Origin of the sequence: Frigoribacterium sp. PhB118 (genome assembly GCF_003751725.1) — a bacterium.
Classification (GTDB): Bacteria; Actinomycetota; Actinomycetes; order Actinomycetales; family Microbacteriaceae; genus Frigoribacterium.
In genome coordinates this window covers 104165-118965 of the sequence record NZ_RKID01000005.1, presented here as the reverse complement: position 1 = coordinate 118965, position 14801 = coordinate 104165, and the positions used below count along the sequence as shown (strand labels likewise).

The 14801-nt window shown below is 71.4% G+C and carries 12 protein-coding genes; 4 read left to right on the top strand and 8 right to left on the bottom strand.

Features of this window, described 5'->3' with window-relative positions:
- Positions 1–9: 9 nt before the first annotated feature.
- Entirely contained in the window at positions 10–2634 is a 2625-nt protein-coding gene (locus EDF21_RS14400; RefSeq protein WP_123571821.1) for an ATP-dependent DNA ligase, read from the bottom strand.
- 185 nt (positions 2635–2819) lie between these two features.
- Complete coding sequence (locus EDF21_RS14395; RefSeq protein WP_056049091.1) at positions 2820–3707, bottom strand: SDR family oxidoreductase; 888 nt, start codon at positions 3705–3707, stop codon at positions 2820–2822.
- A gap of 93 nt (positions 3708–3800) precedes the next feature.
- On the opposite strand from EDF21_RS14395, the gene EDF21_RS14390 reads away from it, so the two are divergent.
- Positions 3801–4790: a Ku protein gene (locus tag EDF21_RS14390; protein WP_056049088.1), complete on the top strand. Its 990-nt coding sequence runs from the start codon at positions 3801–3803 to the stop codon at positions 4788–4790.
- A gap of 9 nt (positions 4791–4799) precedes the next feature.
- Here the strand turns inward: EDF21_RS14390 and EDF21_RS14385 are convergent, their stop codons facing one another.
- The 3 genes from EDF21_RS14385 to EDF21_RS14375 are packed head-to-tail and all read right to left on the bottom strand — an operon-like array spanning position 4800 to position 9335.
- Positions 4800–5078, bottom strand: a complete 279-nt coding sequence (locus EDF21_RS14385) for a Rho termination factor N-terminal domain-containing protein (protein WP_056048240.1) — start codon at positions 5076–5078, stop codon at positions 4800–4802.
- 40 nt (positions 5079–5118) lie between these two features.
- Complete coding sequence (locus tag EDF21_RS14380) at positions 5119–7494, bottom strand: phosphoketolase (protein ID WP_123571895.1); 2376 nt, start codon at positions 7492–7494, stop codon at positions 5119–5121.
- Between the two features lie 20 nt (positions 7495–7514).
- Positions 7515–9335 (bottom strand): glycoside hydrolase family 15 protein, encoded by a 1821-nt coding sequence (locus tag EDF21_RS14375; protein ID WP_233568530.1) that lies wholly within the window; start codon positions 9333–9335, stop codon positions 7515–7517.
- A 239-nt stretch (positions 9336–9574) separates the two neighbouring features.
- Here EDF21_RS14375 and EDF21_RS14370 point away from each other — a divergent pair, with 239 nt between their 5' ends.
- Complete coding sequence (locus tag EDF21_RS14370) at positions 9575–10447, top strand: SMP-30/gluconolactonase/LRE family protein (RefSeq protein ID WP_123571820.1); 873 nt, start codon at positions 9575–9577, stop codon at positions 10445–10447.
- Positions 10448–10574: 127 nt separating this feature from the next.
- Here the strand turns inward: EDF21_RS14370 and EDF21_RS14365 are convergent, their stop codons facing one another.
- Both EDF21_RS14365 and EDF21_RS14360 read right to left on the bottom strand, forming a co-directional pair.
- Positions 10575–11756, bottom strand: a complete 1182-nt coding sequence (locus EDF21_RS14365) for an NAD(P)/FAD-dependent oxidoreductase (protein WP_123571819.1) — start codon at positions 11754–11756, stop codon at positions 10575–10577.
- An 85-nt stretch (positions 11757–11841) separates the two neighbouring features.
- Positions 11842–12381: a Dps family protein gene (locus EDF21_RS14360; RefSeq protein WP_123571818.1), complete on the bottom strand. Its 540-nt coding sequence runs from the start codon at positions 12379–12381 to the stop codon at positions 11842–11844.
- Between the two features lie 329 nt (positions 12382–12710).
- On the opposite strand from EDF21_RS14360, the gene EDF21_RS14355 reads away from it, so the two are divergent.
- Both EDF21_RS14355 and EDF21_RS14350 read left to right on the top strand, forming a co-directional pair.
- Positions 12711–13085, top strand: coding sequence for a hypothetical protein (locus tag EDF21_RS14355; RefSeq protein ID WP_056048233.1), 375 nt, complete (start codon positions 12711–12713; stop codon positions 13083–13085).
- Positions 13086–13104: 19 nt separating this feature from the next.
- Positions 13105–13845 (top strand): triacylglycerol lipase, encoded by a 741-nt coding sequence (locus EDF21_RS14350; protein WP_123571817.1) that lies wholly within the window; start codon positions 13105–13107, stop codon positions 13843–13845.
- On the opposite strand, the gene EDF21_RS14345 is transcribed toward EDF21_RS14350, so the two are convergent.
- A complete protein-coding gene (locus EDF21_RS14345; protein WP_123571816.1) occupies positions 13842–14798 on the bottom strand; it encodes an alpha/beta fold hydrolase in 957 nt (318 codons plus the stop codon). The genes EDF21_RS14350 and EDF21_RS14345 overlap by 4 nt on opposite strands.
- Positions 14799–14801: the final 3 nt, after the last annotated feature.

Genomic DNA, 14801 nt, shown 5'->3' with positions numbered 1-14801 from the left:
GGCCCGGCCTCACCCCTCGCGGACGACGTCGTCCGGCGACTTGTCGGGCCGCCACCCGCGCCAGCTCGGCTGCCGCAGCCGCCCGGTCGAGGTCCACTCGGCGATCGACACCTCGCCCACCCGCGACGGGGTGACCCAGTGGGCGCCGCGGGCGTCCACGGCGGGCACGCCCACCAAGGGGCTGGTCTTCCGCTCGGCCGCGCGCAACGCCGGCAACAGCTCGTCGAGCTCGCGGTCGGTGAACCCCGTGCCGACCCGGCCGACGTAGTGCAGCCCGTCCTCGCCCGGCACGCCCATCAGGAGCGAGCCGACGCCGTCGGCCCTCCGGCCGGCACCGGGGCGCCAGCCCGCGATCACGACCTCCTGCGTCTGGTGGTGCTTCATCTTGATCCAGGCGCGGGACCGTCGACCGGCGCTGTAGGTCGCGTCGCGCCGCTTGGCGACCACGCCCTCGAGTCGCAGGCGCTTCGAGGTGGCGACCGCCGCCTCCAGGTCCCCGTCGAACGCCGGGGGCACGTCGACGGCCCCGCCGCTCTCGACGATCCGCTCGAGCACCTCGCGCCGGTCGTCGTACTCGTCCTTCACGAGCGAGCGCCCCTCGGCCCGCATGACGTCGAACAGCAGCAGCTTCACCGGCGCGCCCGCGGCGGCTCGCGCCACGTCGCGCGACCGCGTCAACCCCATGCGCGTCTGGAGCAGGCCGAAGTCGGGGCGACCCTTCTCGTCGACGGCCACGATCTCGCCGTCGAGCACCGCGCCTCCTTCGCCGTCGACCCGCTCCGCCAGCACCTGCAGCTCGGGGTAGGCCGGGGTGAGGTCGTTGCCGTTGCGGCTGGTCAGCGTGACCGCGCCGTCGTGGACGACCGCCACGGCGCGGATGCCGTCCCACTTCATCTCGAACGCCCACCCGCCCTCGGACACGTCGTGCGCGTCGCCGGTCGTCGCCAGCATCGGCGCGACCGGGTCGGGTGCCGGGAACTCCTGCTTCCCGTCGCGAGCCGAGGAGGCGCGGCCCGACCCTCCGGGGGAGCCGCCGGTCGCGTGCGCCGCGCGTGAGGACTTGCCGGCGTCGCCTCGCCGATTCGCCCGCGCGGACGGCGGCAACTCAGGGGATCGCGCGTCTTCGGTCGTCTTCCGGGCTCGATGCGGTCGTCCTCCTGAATTGCCGACGGAAGCGCCGTCGTGCGAGCCGACGTCGCCCGCGTCGTCCTTCATGCGGTGGATGAGCCAGTTCGATTCCGCCCGCCCACCGCCGTGGCCGGTGTGGATCAGCGCGACGCGTCGGGTGCCGCGCTGCTCGCCGTGCAGCACGACGATCACCTCCTTGCCCTCCCGCCACTTCTCGAGCTCGTACTCGCCGGAGTCCCAGATGGTCACCTCGCCGGCGCCGTACTCGCCCTTGGCGATCGTGCCCTCGAAGGTGCCGTACTCGAGCGGGTGGTCCTCGGTCTGGACGGCGAGGTGGTTCGTGCCCGGGTCGTCGGGCTCGCCCTTCGGCAACGCCCAGCTGACCAGCACGCCGTCGTGCTCGAGGCGGAAGTCCCAGTGCAGCGAGCTGGCGTGGTGCTCCTGGATGACGAAGCTCGTGCCGTCGGTCGAGGCAGGGGCCTCGGCGGGCACGGGCTCGGCGGTCTTCGACGCGTCGCGCTTCGAGCGGTAGACCTCGAGGCGGTCGCGCACCTTCTCGGAGGGGTCGTGGTCGGGGGCCTCGGTGTTGCGGAAGTCCTCGCCCAGCTCGCCCGAGGGCACCGGCACGTGCGCCGAGACGTCGGCCAGGGGGTCGCCGCGCCGCTTCAGGCGCGAGAGCACGTCGGTGTACTCGAGCTGCGCCAGGGTCTTCGACGCGAGTTCGCGCCAGGTGCGAGGCATCGCCACGGTCGGCCGGGACCGACCCCGCAGCGAGTACGGGGCGACCGTCGTCTTGTTGCCGTTGTTCTGCGACCAGTCGAGCAGCACCTTGCCCCGGCGGTCGGCCTTGCCCATGGTGCTGAGCACGAGGTCGGGGTGGTCGGCCTCCATCGCACGGGCCAGTTCGTGGGCGACCTCGCCGACCTGGGCACTGGTCTGCCTCCCGTCGAGCCGGGCGTACAGGTGCACGCCCTTGCTGCCGCTCGTCACGGGCATCAGCTCGAGGCCCATGCCCTCGACGATCGGCTTGAGCAGCTGCGCCACGGCGACGCACTCGGCGAGGCCGACGCCTTCACCCGGGTCGAGGTCCAGCACCAGTCGGTCGGGGTTGCGCTGCGCCCCCTTCGGGCCGAACCGCCACTGCGGCACGTGCACCTCGAGCGCGGCGACCTGCGCCAGCCAGGTGAGCGTCGCGACGTCGTTCACCATCGGGTAGACGTTGGCGTGGTCCTTGTGCTCGAGGGTGTGCCGGGCGACCCAGTCGGGCGCGGAGTCGGGCAGGTTCTTCTCGAAGAACACCTCGCCGTCGACGCCGTTCACCCAGCGCTTGCGGGTGGCCGGCCGCCCCTCGACGTGCGGCAGCATCCACTCCGCGACGGCGGCGTAGTAGCCCAGGACGTCGGCCTTGGTGGTGCCGGCGTCCGGGTAGAGCACCTTGTCGAGGTTCGTCAGCTGCAACCGGTGCCCGCCGACCTCGACCGTCTCGCCGCGTCCCTTGCCCGCCATCGCGCGCCTCCCTGTCTCGTGTGTTCCTCGTTCTACCCGGCCGTGGGTCCGTGTCGTCGGCGGCGGGCCGGCGCCGACCCGCCGCCGACGACGGGGACCCGCCGGATCGACCACGGCCCGCCTCCCCGCGGGGCGGGACGACGGGCCGTGGCGTCGTCGGGACGACGGAGCCGAGGAGGCGCGGATCAGACCGCGGGCATCGCTCCGGCGATCGTGATGGTCGCGCCCGAGGTGTAGCTCGACTCCGGGCTCACCAGGTGCACGTACGCGGCGGCGAGCTCGGCGGGCTGGCCGGGGCGACCGAACGGCGCCTGGCCGCCGAACTCCGACACCGTCTCGGCGTCGTCGGAGCCGGGCTGCAGGGGCGTCCAGACCGGGCCGGGGGAGACCTGGTTGACGCGGATGCCCTTGGGCGCGAGCTGCTGCGCGAGCCCCGAGGTGAAGACGCCGATCGCACCCTTGGTGAGCGCGTAGTCGATCTTGTCCGGGCTCGGCTGCGTGCCCTGCACCGAGCCGGTCGTCACGATCGACGAACCGGGCTCGAGGTGCGGGATGGCGGCCTGGGTCAGCCAGAACAGCGAGTAGACGTTGGTCTTGATGGTCGAGTCGATGTCCTCGGTGGTGAGCGTGAGGATGTCGTCGTTGCTCTTCATCCGACCGGCCACCATGACGAGGGTGTCGAGCCCGCCGAACTCGTCGACGGCCTTCTGCACGAGGTCCTTGCAGTACTGCTCGTCCGAGATGTCGCCGGGGACGAGGACGGCCTTGCGCCCCTCGCCCTCGAGCAGGTCGCGCACCTCCTCGGCGTCCTTCTGCTCGCTGGGAAGGTAGCTGAGCACGAGGTCGGCGCCCTCACGGCTGAGCGCGATCGCGGCGGCGCGACCGATGCCCGAGTCCGCGCCGGTGACGACGCCGCGGAAGCCGGTGAGGCGCTCCTTGCCGACGTAGCTGGTCTCGCCGTGGTCGGGCTTGGGGTCCATCTTCCAGGCCTCGCCCGGCAGCGACTGCTCCTGCTTCGGGAACGGCGGCGCGGGGTAGAGGTCGACCGGGTTCTTCTTGTCGTATTGGCTCATGACGCCCACGGTGCCCTCGCCGCGCCTCCGCCGCTCGGGGGTCTGTACCCCACCGGCGGTCATTCGGAGCGCACGCGGAGAAAGATGAGCGTCATGCGATCGATCTGGAAGGGCGCGATCACGTTCGGGCTCGTCAACGTCCCCGTCAAGTTGTACAGCGCCACCGAGGACCACGACGTGTCCCTGCACCAGGTGCACGACGCCGACGGTGGCCGCATCCGGTACCAGCGGAAGTGCGAGATCTGCGGCAAGGTCGTCGACTACGAGCACATCGACAAGGCCTACGACGACGGCGACCGCACCGTGGTGATCACGGGTGACGACCTGAAGTCGTTGCCCGAGGAGCGCTCGCGCGAGATCGACGTGCTCGAGTTCGTCCCGAGCGACCAGGTCGACCCGATCATGCTCGACCGCAGTTACTTTCTCGAGCCGGACGGCACCTCGCCCAAGGCCTACGTGCTGCTGCGCCGGACCCTCGAGGAGACCGACCGCACGGCCATCGTCCACTTCTCGCTGCGGCAGAAGACCCGGCTCGCGGCCCTGCGCGTCCGCGGCGACGTGCTGATGCTTCAGACCCTGCTCTGGGACGACGAGGTGCGCGAGGCACGGTTCCCGGCGCTCGAGAAGCAGACGCGCGTCAGCGACAAGGAACTCGACATGTCGTCGTCGCTCGTCGACTCGTTGAGCGACGACTTCGAGCCCGCGGACTTCAGCGACGACTACCAGGAGCAGTTGCGACAGCTGATCGACGCGAAGCTGGAGGAAGGCGAGTCGCTCGACACGGACGCCACCTTCGGCGAGAAGCCCGAGGACGACGACGAGGGCGGCGAGGTCATCGACCTGATGGAGGCGCTGCGTCGGTCGGTCGAGAAGAACCGGTCGGGCGGACATCCCAAGCCGACCAAGAAGGCCGCGGCGTCGTCGTCGACGAAACCCGCCGCGAAGAAGTCGCCTGCGAAGAAGGAGCCCTCGAAGAAGGAGTCCTCGCGGTCGACGTCCGGAGGGTCGGGTTCTGCGGCGAGGAAGAAGCCCGCCTCGTCCGCCTCCGACAAGAAGGCGGCCCCGAAGAAGAAGGCCGGCTGACCGCGACGGTCAGTGTTCGCGGAGCGCCTCGATCAGGTCGGCCTTCTTCAGGTCGGAGTAGCCGGTCACGCCGAGTTCCTTCGCGCGTGCCTTGAGTTCCTCCACCGTCCAGTCGTCGTACGAACCGGACTTCCCGCCTTTGGCGGCCACCTTCTTCTCGCTGTTGCCCTTCTGGGCGGCGGCGTTCGAGATGCGCGCGGCCTTCTCCTTCGACGCCCCCTCGTCGCGGAGTGCCTCGTACATGTCGGGGTTCTTCAGCTGCGGGGGAGTCTCGTCCTTCGGCGTCATGCGCCCGACCGTACGCCCGGCGCGGCGGCTTGTCGCACCCCTAGGCGCCGAACTGCCAGCCGGTGACGTCGGGGTGGTCCTCGCCGTGCTCGTAGGCGTACGCCCGGGCCGCCTCGCGCCGCGACTCGACGTCCGCCACCAGCTCGGGGTGCTCGTCGGCGAGGCCCGGTACGCGGTGCAGCACGTCGAGCACCAACCGATAGCGGTCGATGTCGTTGAGCATGGTCATGTCGAACGGCGTCGTGGTGGTGCCCTTCTCCTGGAAGCCGCGCACGTGCAGGTTCGCGTGGTTCGTGCGGCGGTAGGTGAGCCGGTGGACGAGCGACGGGTAGCCGTGGAAGTCGAAGACGATCGGCTTCGAGGTCGTGAAGAGTGCGTCGAAGTCGTCGTCCGTGAGGCCGTGCGAGTGTTCCCTCGCGTCCTGCAGCCGCATCAGGTCGACCACGTTGACGACGCGCGTGGTCAGGGACGGCAGCACCTGACGGAGCAGGTCGGCGGCCGCCACGGTCTCGAGGGTCGGCACGTCGCCCGCGCAGGCCAGCACCACGTCGGGGTCGACCCCGTCGACGGGCGTCCCCTCGGTGCCCGCCCACTCCCAGATGCCGACGCCGCGTCGGACGTGCTCCTCGGCCTCGGGCAGCGACAGCCAGGCGGGGGATTCCTGTTTGCCGGCGACGATCACGTTGACCGTGTCGGTCGTGCGGAACGCGTGGTCGGCGACGGCGAGCAGCGTGTTGGCGTCGGGGGCCAGGTAGATGCGCACGAGGTGCGCCTGCTTGTTGACGACGACGTCGAGGAACCCGGGGTCCTGGTGCGAGAAGCCGTTGTGGTCCTGCCGCCAGACGTGCGACGACAACAGGTAGGTGAACGACGAGATCGGCGCGCGCCAGTCGATCTCGTCGGCGCTCTCGAGCCACTTCGCGTGCTGGTTGAACATCGAGTCCACGATGTGCACGAAGGCCTCGTAGGTGTTGAGCAGACCGTGGCGCCCGGTCAGCAGGTAGCCCTCCATGAGTCCCTGCAACAGGTGCTCGCTCAGCACCTCCATCACGCGGCCGCTGCGGGCCACGTGCTCGTCGTCGGGCCAGATGTCGGCCGCCCACACCCGCTCGGTCACGTCGAACACCGGGTCGAGTCGGTTGGACACCGTCTCGTCGGGCCCGAAGAGACGGAAGGTCGACGGGTTGTCGCGCACGATCTCGGCGAGCCACCGGCCGAGGACGCGTGTGGCCTCGGCCTGGGTGCGGCGATCGTCGGAGGTCTCGACCGCGTGCGCACGGTAGTCCGTGAGGTGCAGGTCACGACGCACGAGACCACCGTTGGACGCCGGGATCGCGCTCATGCGCTTCGCTCCCCGCGGGCGGAGTCCGTCGAGCCAGGCCACCGGCCGACCCGTCTCGTCGAAGAGCTCGTCGGCGCCGTACGACCGCATCCAGTCGTCGAGCTGCGCCCGGTTACCGTCGTCCTCGCGCACGCCGCTGAGCGGCACCTGGTGTGCGCGCCAGGTGCCCTCGACGCGCTCGCCGTCGACGACCTTCGGGCCCGTCCACCCCTTGGGGGTCCGCAGCACGATCATGGGCCACCGCGGGCGTGCGGTGCCGTCGCCGTCGCGGGCCTCCCGCTGCAGCTCGTCGATGCGGAGGAAGGCGTGGTCGAGGGCGGCGGCCATGCGCTCGTGCACCCGCATCGGGTCCTCGCCGTCGAAACCGCCCGCGACGACGAGCGGCTCGTATCCGTAGCCCCGCATCAGCTCGAGCAGTTCGCCCTCGGGGATGCGCGAGAGCACCGTCGGGTTGGCGATCTTGTAGCCGTTGAGGTTGAGGATCGGCAGCACGGCCCCGTCGTGTCGGGCGTCGAGCAGCTTGTTCGCGTGCCAGCTCGTCGCCAATGGCCCGGTCTCGGCCTCGCCGTCGCCGATGACGCAGACGGCCACCAGGTCGGGGTCGTCGAGCACCGCACCGTAGGCGTGGCTCAACGAGTACCCGAGTTCACCGCCCTCGTTGATCGACCCCGGGGTCTCGGGTGCCGCGTGCGACGGGATGCCGCCCGGGAACGAGAACTGCGTGAAGAGCTTCTGCAGTCCCGCCGCGTCTTGCGTCACCTCGGGGAACAGCTCGCTGTAGGTGCCCTCGAGGTACGTGTTGGCGACCATGGCCGGCCCGCCGTGCCCCGGGCCGCAGACGTACAAGAGGTCGCGGTCGTCGCGCCGGATCACGCGGTTGAGGTGCGCGTAGACGAAGCTCAGCGCGGGCGACGTGCCCCAGTGGCCGAGGAGGCGCGGTTTGATGTCGTCGCGCGCGATCGGCCGCGTGAGCAGCGCGTTGTCCATCAGGTAGATCTGCCCGACGGTCAGGTAGTTGGCGGCCCGCCACCACGCGTCGACGAGAGCGAGGTCGTCGGGGGTCGCCGGTGGCATCGGCGTCGAGTGGTCGTTCGTCACTGGCCCTCCATGTCGTCGGTGGTGCCCTCACGGCTCATCTCGTCGATGGTGATCGCCGCGTTGACGAGGGCGAGGTGGCTGAGGCCCTGCGGCACGTTGCCGAGGAACTGCCCGTCGTCGGCGCTGATCATCTCGGTCAGCAGGCCCACGTCGTTCGGCTGCTGCACGAGCTGGTCCATCAGCTCGACCGCTTCCTCCTGACGGCCCACGCACGCCAGGGCGCTGGCGAGCCAGAAGGCACAGGCCACGAACGTGCCTTCCTCCTGATCGACCTCGCTGTAGCGGAACAGCAGGGGGCCGGCCGAGAGCCCGCGCTGCATCGCGTCGATGGTGCGGGACATGCGCTCGCCGCGGTCGAAACCGCTGGGGGCGTGCAGCAGCACCGACGCGTCGAGCTTCTCGCTGCCCGGGTACATGACGTACGAGCCGATCTTCTCGTTCCAGCCGTGCTCGGCGACCCAGTCCTCGATCAGGTCGCGGTTCTTCCGCCAGAAGACGACGTCCTCGGGGTCGGGGTGCATCTGGCCGACCTCGGTGAGGTGCAGGGCGGCGTCGATGGCCTGCCAGCAGCCCATCTTGCTGCTCACGTAGTGCTGCTCGTCCGGCAGCTCCCACATGCCCGAGTCCTTCTCCTGCCAGCGGCGGCAGGCGTCGTCGGCGAAACCGGCGAGCAGGTCGCCGGTGGACTCGTCGAGGATGTTGCCGTCGGCCGCGTACTGGCTCATGATCGCCAGGATGTCGGCGTAGGTGCCGAGCTGCAGCTGCTCGCCCGCCGGATTGCCCTTGTAGACCGGGCCGATGCCGCGCCAGCCCTCGGACCCCGTCTCGTGGGTGCCGTCCGGCACCGAGCCGTCGAGGTTGAGGAAGATGTGCATCGTGCGGCCGTTGGCCTTGAGCGCCGAGAGCAACCACGAGACGGCTGCCTGGGTCTCTTCTCGCAGGCCGAAGCGGACGAGCGCGTTCACCGTGTAGGCCAGGTCGCGTACCCAGGCGAAGCGGTAGTCCCAGTTCTTGTCCCCGGTGAAGTTCTCGGGCAGGGCCGCCGTGGCGGCTGCCGCGATCGCGCCGGTGGGGCTGAAGATCAGCAGCTTGAGCGCGAGGGCGCTGCGCTGCACGGCGTCGGACCACGGGCCGTCCCAGTTGAACTCGTCCGACCAGGTCTGCCAGTTGCGCACCGTGCGGTCGATGCCCTGGTCGACCACGTGCGGGTCGGGCAGGTGCAGGGGTTCGTCCTCGACGCCGCAGAGACAGATCAACGAGCGCGACCCCTCGTGGGTGGTGAACTCGCCCCAGAACCGGTGCGGCCCGCCGTGGGCCTCGCCGTCGCCGGGTTCGACCGAGTCGAGGCGGCCGTGCTCGAAGCCGACGAGCGCCAGGTTGATGTCGGCGGCGCGCAGGACCGGCCCGTGCAACGTGTCGACCCGGCGAATCGGGTGCGTGCCGAACGTGTTGCCCGGGATCACCGCCCAGCGCATGGCGACCGACCCCGTCACGCCCTCGATGCGGCGGGCGAGCTCGGCCCAGGGCAGCCGACCGGCGATGCCCGTGACGAGGGCGTCCGTGATCTCGACGACGCCCGTGGAGGTGCGGAAGCGGGTCACGAGGACGTTCGTGTTCTCGACGTACTCGCGCTGCACCTCGAAGTCGTCGTCGACGGGACGCAGCTCGATGCGTCCGCCCTTGCCGGCGTCGACGATGCCGGAGAACACCGGGTCGCTGTCCATGTCGGGCATCGGCAGCCAGTCGATCTGGCCGTCGCGGGCGATGAGGGCGACGGTCCGACCGTCGCCGATCGCCCCGTAGGAGCGCAGCGGCACGTAGCCGTCGTCCCGGGGGTCGGGGCGGTGCCATTCGCCGGCGGCGGCCGTCGTCGCGCCGAAGTGGTCGGCCTGGATGTCGTCGGTGGTCTCGAGGGTGTCCGTCACGCCTCCTACGGTGGCCCAGCGCGCCTCCTCGTGCCCGTCCCTCGCAGTGTTCTGTGTGCCAACAACGGCCTCCGTACCCCTGGGGGCGAGAAAAGGAGCCGGTGGACATGTCGGGCGGGTAGACCGGTCGGATGCCTCTTCCGACCGGAACCACGTCCGAGCCCCGCCTCTTCTTCGACGCGAAGGCCACGCTCGGCGAGAGTCCCGTCTGGGACGTCGACGCCCGCGAGCTGGTCTGGACCGACATCACGAACGGCCTCCTGCACCGCACGTCGGCCGACGGCACGAGGGACACGACCGTCGTCGTCGACCCGCCCCTGCCGAGCTTCCAGCGTCGGCGCGGCGGTGGCCTGATCGCGGCCCTCGACGACACCGTCGTCGTCATGCGGGACGACGGGACCGAGCAGCGGACGATCGCGACCGTCGACCACGCCGACGAGCGCCTGCGCCTCAACGAGGGCAAGTGCGACCCGTTCGGCGCCTTCGTCGTCGGTGCGACCGACCCCGAGGGCAGCCCCGTGGCCGGTCTCTACCGCGTGGCCCCGGACGGCACGCTCACGCAGCTCCGCGACGACTTCGCCACGACCAACGGGTTCGAGTGGAACGACGACGGCAGCGAGATCTACCTCACCGACACCGGCGACGACACGATCTACCGAGCCTCGTGGGATGCCGACGGCACCCTGGGCGAGCTCGTCCCGTTCTCGTCCCAGGGCGCCCACGACGGCCTGGCCCGCGACGAGCGGGGAGAGTTCTGGGGTGCCATCTACGGCGAGGGCAAGGTGGTGCACCTGGACGTCGACGGTGGTCTCGTCGACGAGATCACCCTCCCGGTGCCGAACGTCACCGGCATCGGCTTCGGTGGTGACGACCTGCGGACGTTGTTCGTGCTGTCGGCCCGCGAGGGGCTGAGCGACGAACAGCTCGAGGAGTTCCCGCTGAGCGGCGGCATCTTCGCGCTGGACCTCGACCGGGCGGCTCGCCCGCCGTTCCTGTTCGGCTGAGACCGCCGCCCGTGCGGGCGGGCCCCCCGGGGACGCCCGGCCCGTCGCCCCTGCGACGACCCTCCGACGCGACGACGCCCGCCCGGTCAGCCGATCGGGCGGGCGTCGTCGTGCCGACGGCGCGTCCTCAGATGCGCCCCACGAGCTCGTCGCGCGGCACGACGCCCGCCGCGATGACGGTGCGGGCCGCGTCACGCGCCTCCTCGACGTTCCAGAGCAGCACGCCCTCGACCGCGCCGTCGTCGCCCAGGTAGTACGCCACGGCCTCGCCCTCGCCCTTGTCGTCGACGATCGTCTCGAGCGACGCGTCGAGCGTGCCGACGGCCTCGTACGAGAGGTCGAAGACCTTCGAGTAGTAGTACGGCGTGTGGTCGTAGACCTCGTCGGCGCCGGTCATGTTGCGACCGACGACGGGGCCCTGCGACTTCGCGTTGTCGACGTGCTCGACGCGGCGGCGCCCGAGGATCGCGTCCGGGTACGAGGCCACGTCGCCGGCGGCGAACACGTTCGGGTCGCTCGTCCGCAGGTGCTCGTCGACCACGATGCCGTCGTCCACGGCCAGACCCGCGTCGGCCGCGAGCTGGTCGTCGACCGAGATGCCGAGCCCCACGACGACCGCGTCGGCGTCGAGGGTCGAGCCGTCGTCGAGCCGGAGGTGGACGCCGGCGTCGTCGGCCGTGCCGCTCTCGACGCGACGTCCGCGCGCCAGCTCGACCCGCGCCTCCTCGAATCTCTTCTCGAACGACGAGGCGAGGGACGCGGGGAACACCGATCCGCCGAGCACGTCGTCGGGGAAGACCAGCGTCACGCGGGTGTCGTTCTGCACGAGGGCCGCGGCGAGCTCGGTGCCGATGTAGCTGCCGCCCACGACGACGACGTGCCGGCCGCCGCCCGAGAGCGAGCGGAGTCGGCGGTAGTCCTCGGCGGTCCGGAAGTACACGACGCGGTCGTCGTCCGGCAGGTCGAGGGCGACGGGGCTGCCTCCGGTCGCGAGCAGCAGGGCCCCGTAGCCGATCACGTCGCCGCGGTCGGTGGTCACGGTGCGGGCCTCGCGGTCGATCGACTCGACGAGCGTGCGCAGCCGGATCTCGGCACCCGAGTCGGCGACGGTGCCGAGAGCGTTGTCGGCCTCGGTGTAGTCGGGGTCGGTCCAGAGCTTCTTCGACAGCGCCGGGCGCGTGTACGGCGCGTCGACGTCGGCGCTGACGATCAGCACCGACGCGTCCGGGGTGGTGTCGTGGATGGCCTTCGCGGCGGCGTCGGCGGTCATGCCGCCGCCCACGATGACGTGGTCGAACGATTCGGTCATGGGGTCGTCCTCTCGACGAGAGAGGGCACCGCCCGGGAGGCGCGGGTGGCGCGCTCCCGGACGGTGCCCTCGTGAGGTGGTCGGGTCAGTTGGCGACGGCGCCGACGCGGTCGAGGCCCTCGGCCGCGGCGTCCTCGTCACGCTGACGCGTGTCGACCTGGCGGGCGTCCTTCTCGGGGTGGCGGTTCTCGGCGCCGGTCATCCAGGCGAGCTGCTCGAGGCGCTCGAGGATGCTGTGCAGCACGTCGGCCGTCGTGGGGTCCTCGTCGTCGACGTCGTCGTGGACCGTGCGCATCGTGCCGGTGACGGCGTACATGCGGTCGACGATGAGGTCGACCACCGCGGTGGTCTCGACGGGGCCCGCGGGGAACTCGGGCAGGCTCGTGCCGCGGGTGACGGTCGAGGTGCGGCCGTCGGGGATCAGGTAGACGGCGCGCATGCGCTCGGCCACCTCGTCGCTGAACTCGCGGGCCGCCTCGACGATCTCGTCGAGCTGCAGGTGGAGGTCGCGGAAGTTCGAGCCGAGCAGGTTCCAGTGCGCCTGCTTGCCCTGGACGTGCAGCTCGATGAGGTCGACGAGGACCTTCTGCATGTTGTCGCGGAGTTGGTCGGATCCCTGGAACATGATGTCTCCCGTTCGTCGTGGGTTCGTGCGGAGTCGTCGCACCGGTGGGTGCGACGTGGACGGTAGACCGTGGGCCCGGGCGACGGCTCAGCCTTCGGGGGACAGCTCGACCGACGACGGGTGGGGACGCCGGGGCGCGTCGGCCCGAGGGGTCGCCGGCGCCTGCCGTCCCGAGCCGGTCCAGGGGGTCGCTCGCCGCCGTGATCCACTCGTGATCGAGGGTGCTGGAGCCCGGACCGTACTGGATGGTATGTTCGCCTGCATCGGCACCGAAGCCGACGCCCGGCCGTGGGTACCCGATCCGTGGCCATGCTCTGAGGGGGGCTGACATGGCACGAGCGGTACCCGGACGCGCCGACCGTCACGGTTTCGACGCGGTCGAGATCACGAGGCTGCGACGAGAGATCGAGAGCGCCTGGGGGGCGTTCGACGACATCGAGCAGATGGACTTCGCCCACCGGGTGAGGGTCGTCCACGGGCTGACCGACTCCCTGCCGGACGCGGCGAGCGCGGCGGCCCGCGCGGGGCTCGGGCGACTCGCCCTGGCGCTGCTCGACGACGCGTCGGAGTTCCCGCCGCCGTGGGCGTCGATCTGCGGCCGCTGGGACGTCACGCTCGAGATGGCCCGGGCCGCGGTCGAGTCGATCGCCTGGCCGGAGGGCGAGCCCTGGGGCGAGCTGCCCCTGGTGGGCACCGCCGCCTGACGTCGCCTAGCGTGGCGGCATGAGCTCCACACCGTCGCGTGGCCACGGACGTCGCCGGGTCGGCCTCTGGCGCTTCGTCCGCACGGTCGTGCTCGACTACCGGTACGTCTGGTGGGTGCACCTCGTCCCGCGGTCGGGCCGGGTGGTGCCGCGTCGCTACCGTGACGGCGACCGTGAGCCCGTCCTGCTGCTGCCCGGCGTCTACGAGACCTGGCGCTTCCTCCGACCCGTGGCCGACCGGCTGAACGATCGGGGTCACCCGATCATCGTGGTGCCCGGCATGGGCCACAACCGTCGTCCGATCGCGGCCACCGCCGAGGTGGCCCAACGCATCCTCGACGCCCACGACCTGCGGGACGTCGTCGTGCTGGCCCACAGCAAGGGCGGGCTCGTCGGCAAGACCATGATGGTCTCGACCGACGCCGAGCGACGCATCACCCGCATGGTGACGGTCAACAGTCCCTTCTCGGGGTCGCGCTGGGCGAGGGTGCTGCCGGTCAGGGCGCTGAGGCCCTTCTCGCCCCGGGACGCCGACCTGTTGCGGCTCGCCGGACAGCGTGAGGCGAACGGGACCATCACGTCGATGGCGTCGCGGTTCGACGCCCACGTCACCGAGGGCAGCGTCCTGCCGGGGGCCGTCAACCTCGAGTTCCCGGTCGACGGCCACTTCCGGCCGCTGGGCCACGCGCGGTGCGTCGCGATGATCGTGCGCGAGGTCGAGGCCGGGGCGGGCTCGGCGGCGTCGGCCGAGGCGTCCTAGCCCTCGACCCAGCCGAGGGCCCGCAAGGTCTCGTGGGGCCGTTCGACGTGGGCGAAGTGCCCGCAGTCGGCGAGGAGGGTCGTCCGGGCGTGCCGCACGACGTCGGCCAGGCGGTCGAGGTCGGACGACCGGGCGAAGACGTCGTCGGCTCCGCTGACGGCGGCGACGTCGCACTCGATGCCTCGCCACCGGGTCGCGTCGTACCCCTGCCCCGACCTCGAGGCCGCCAGGAAGCCCCGGGGCCTGAGCTCGGCCACGAACGCCTCGAGCACCGAGCGTGGGACGCGGTCGACGTGGCGGAAGACGGGTGACGACAGTGTTCGCAGCAGTCCGATGCGGGCCGCGCCGCGCAGCAGGGACGCGGAGGCGCGGGGCAGCACCCCGAACGCCGCGCGCAGCAGCGTGAAGGCCGGCAGCCGCACGAGGCCCCGCACCGGGTGCGTCACGGCGTCGATCGCCGAGAAGGACGTGGCCGACACGACCGAGACGCTGAGCACCAGGTCGGGTCGGACGGCCGCCAGGTGCAGGGCGACGAACGCGCCCATCGAGTGACCGACGAGGTCGAACTCGGTGACGCCCAGCGCCTCGGCGACCTCGACCACCACGGCGGCGGCCGACTCGACGTCGAGGCCCGGGTCCGGCTCGGGCGAGGCGCCCCACCCCGGCAGGTCGATGAGCACCGGGCGGGAGACGACCGCGTCCACCTCGCGGGCGGCCTGCAGCAGGGGGGTCCACGTCGTCCACGAACCAGCCGCCCCGTGCAGCAGGACGGTCGCCCGGCGGCGCGAGGACCGGTCGGCCGACGCCGTCGCGTGGTGCACGACCGTCCGGCCGTGTGCCGTCTCGATCGTCGAGCGGGTGAGCCCGAGGGCACCGGGCTCGGTCACCAGCGCGAACGGGGCGTAGCGGTCGAGGGTCGGGTCGGCCACCCCTGTCGCCCGGCCCCGTCGCATCGT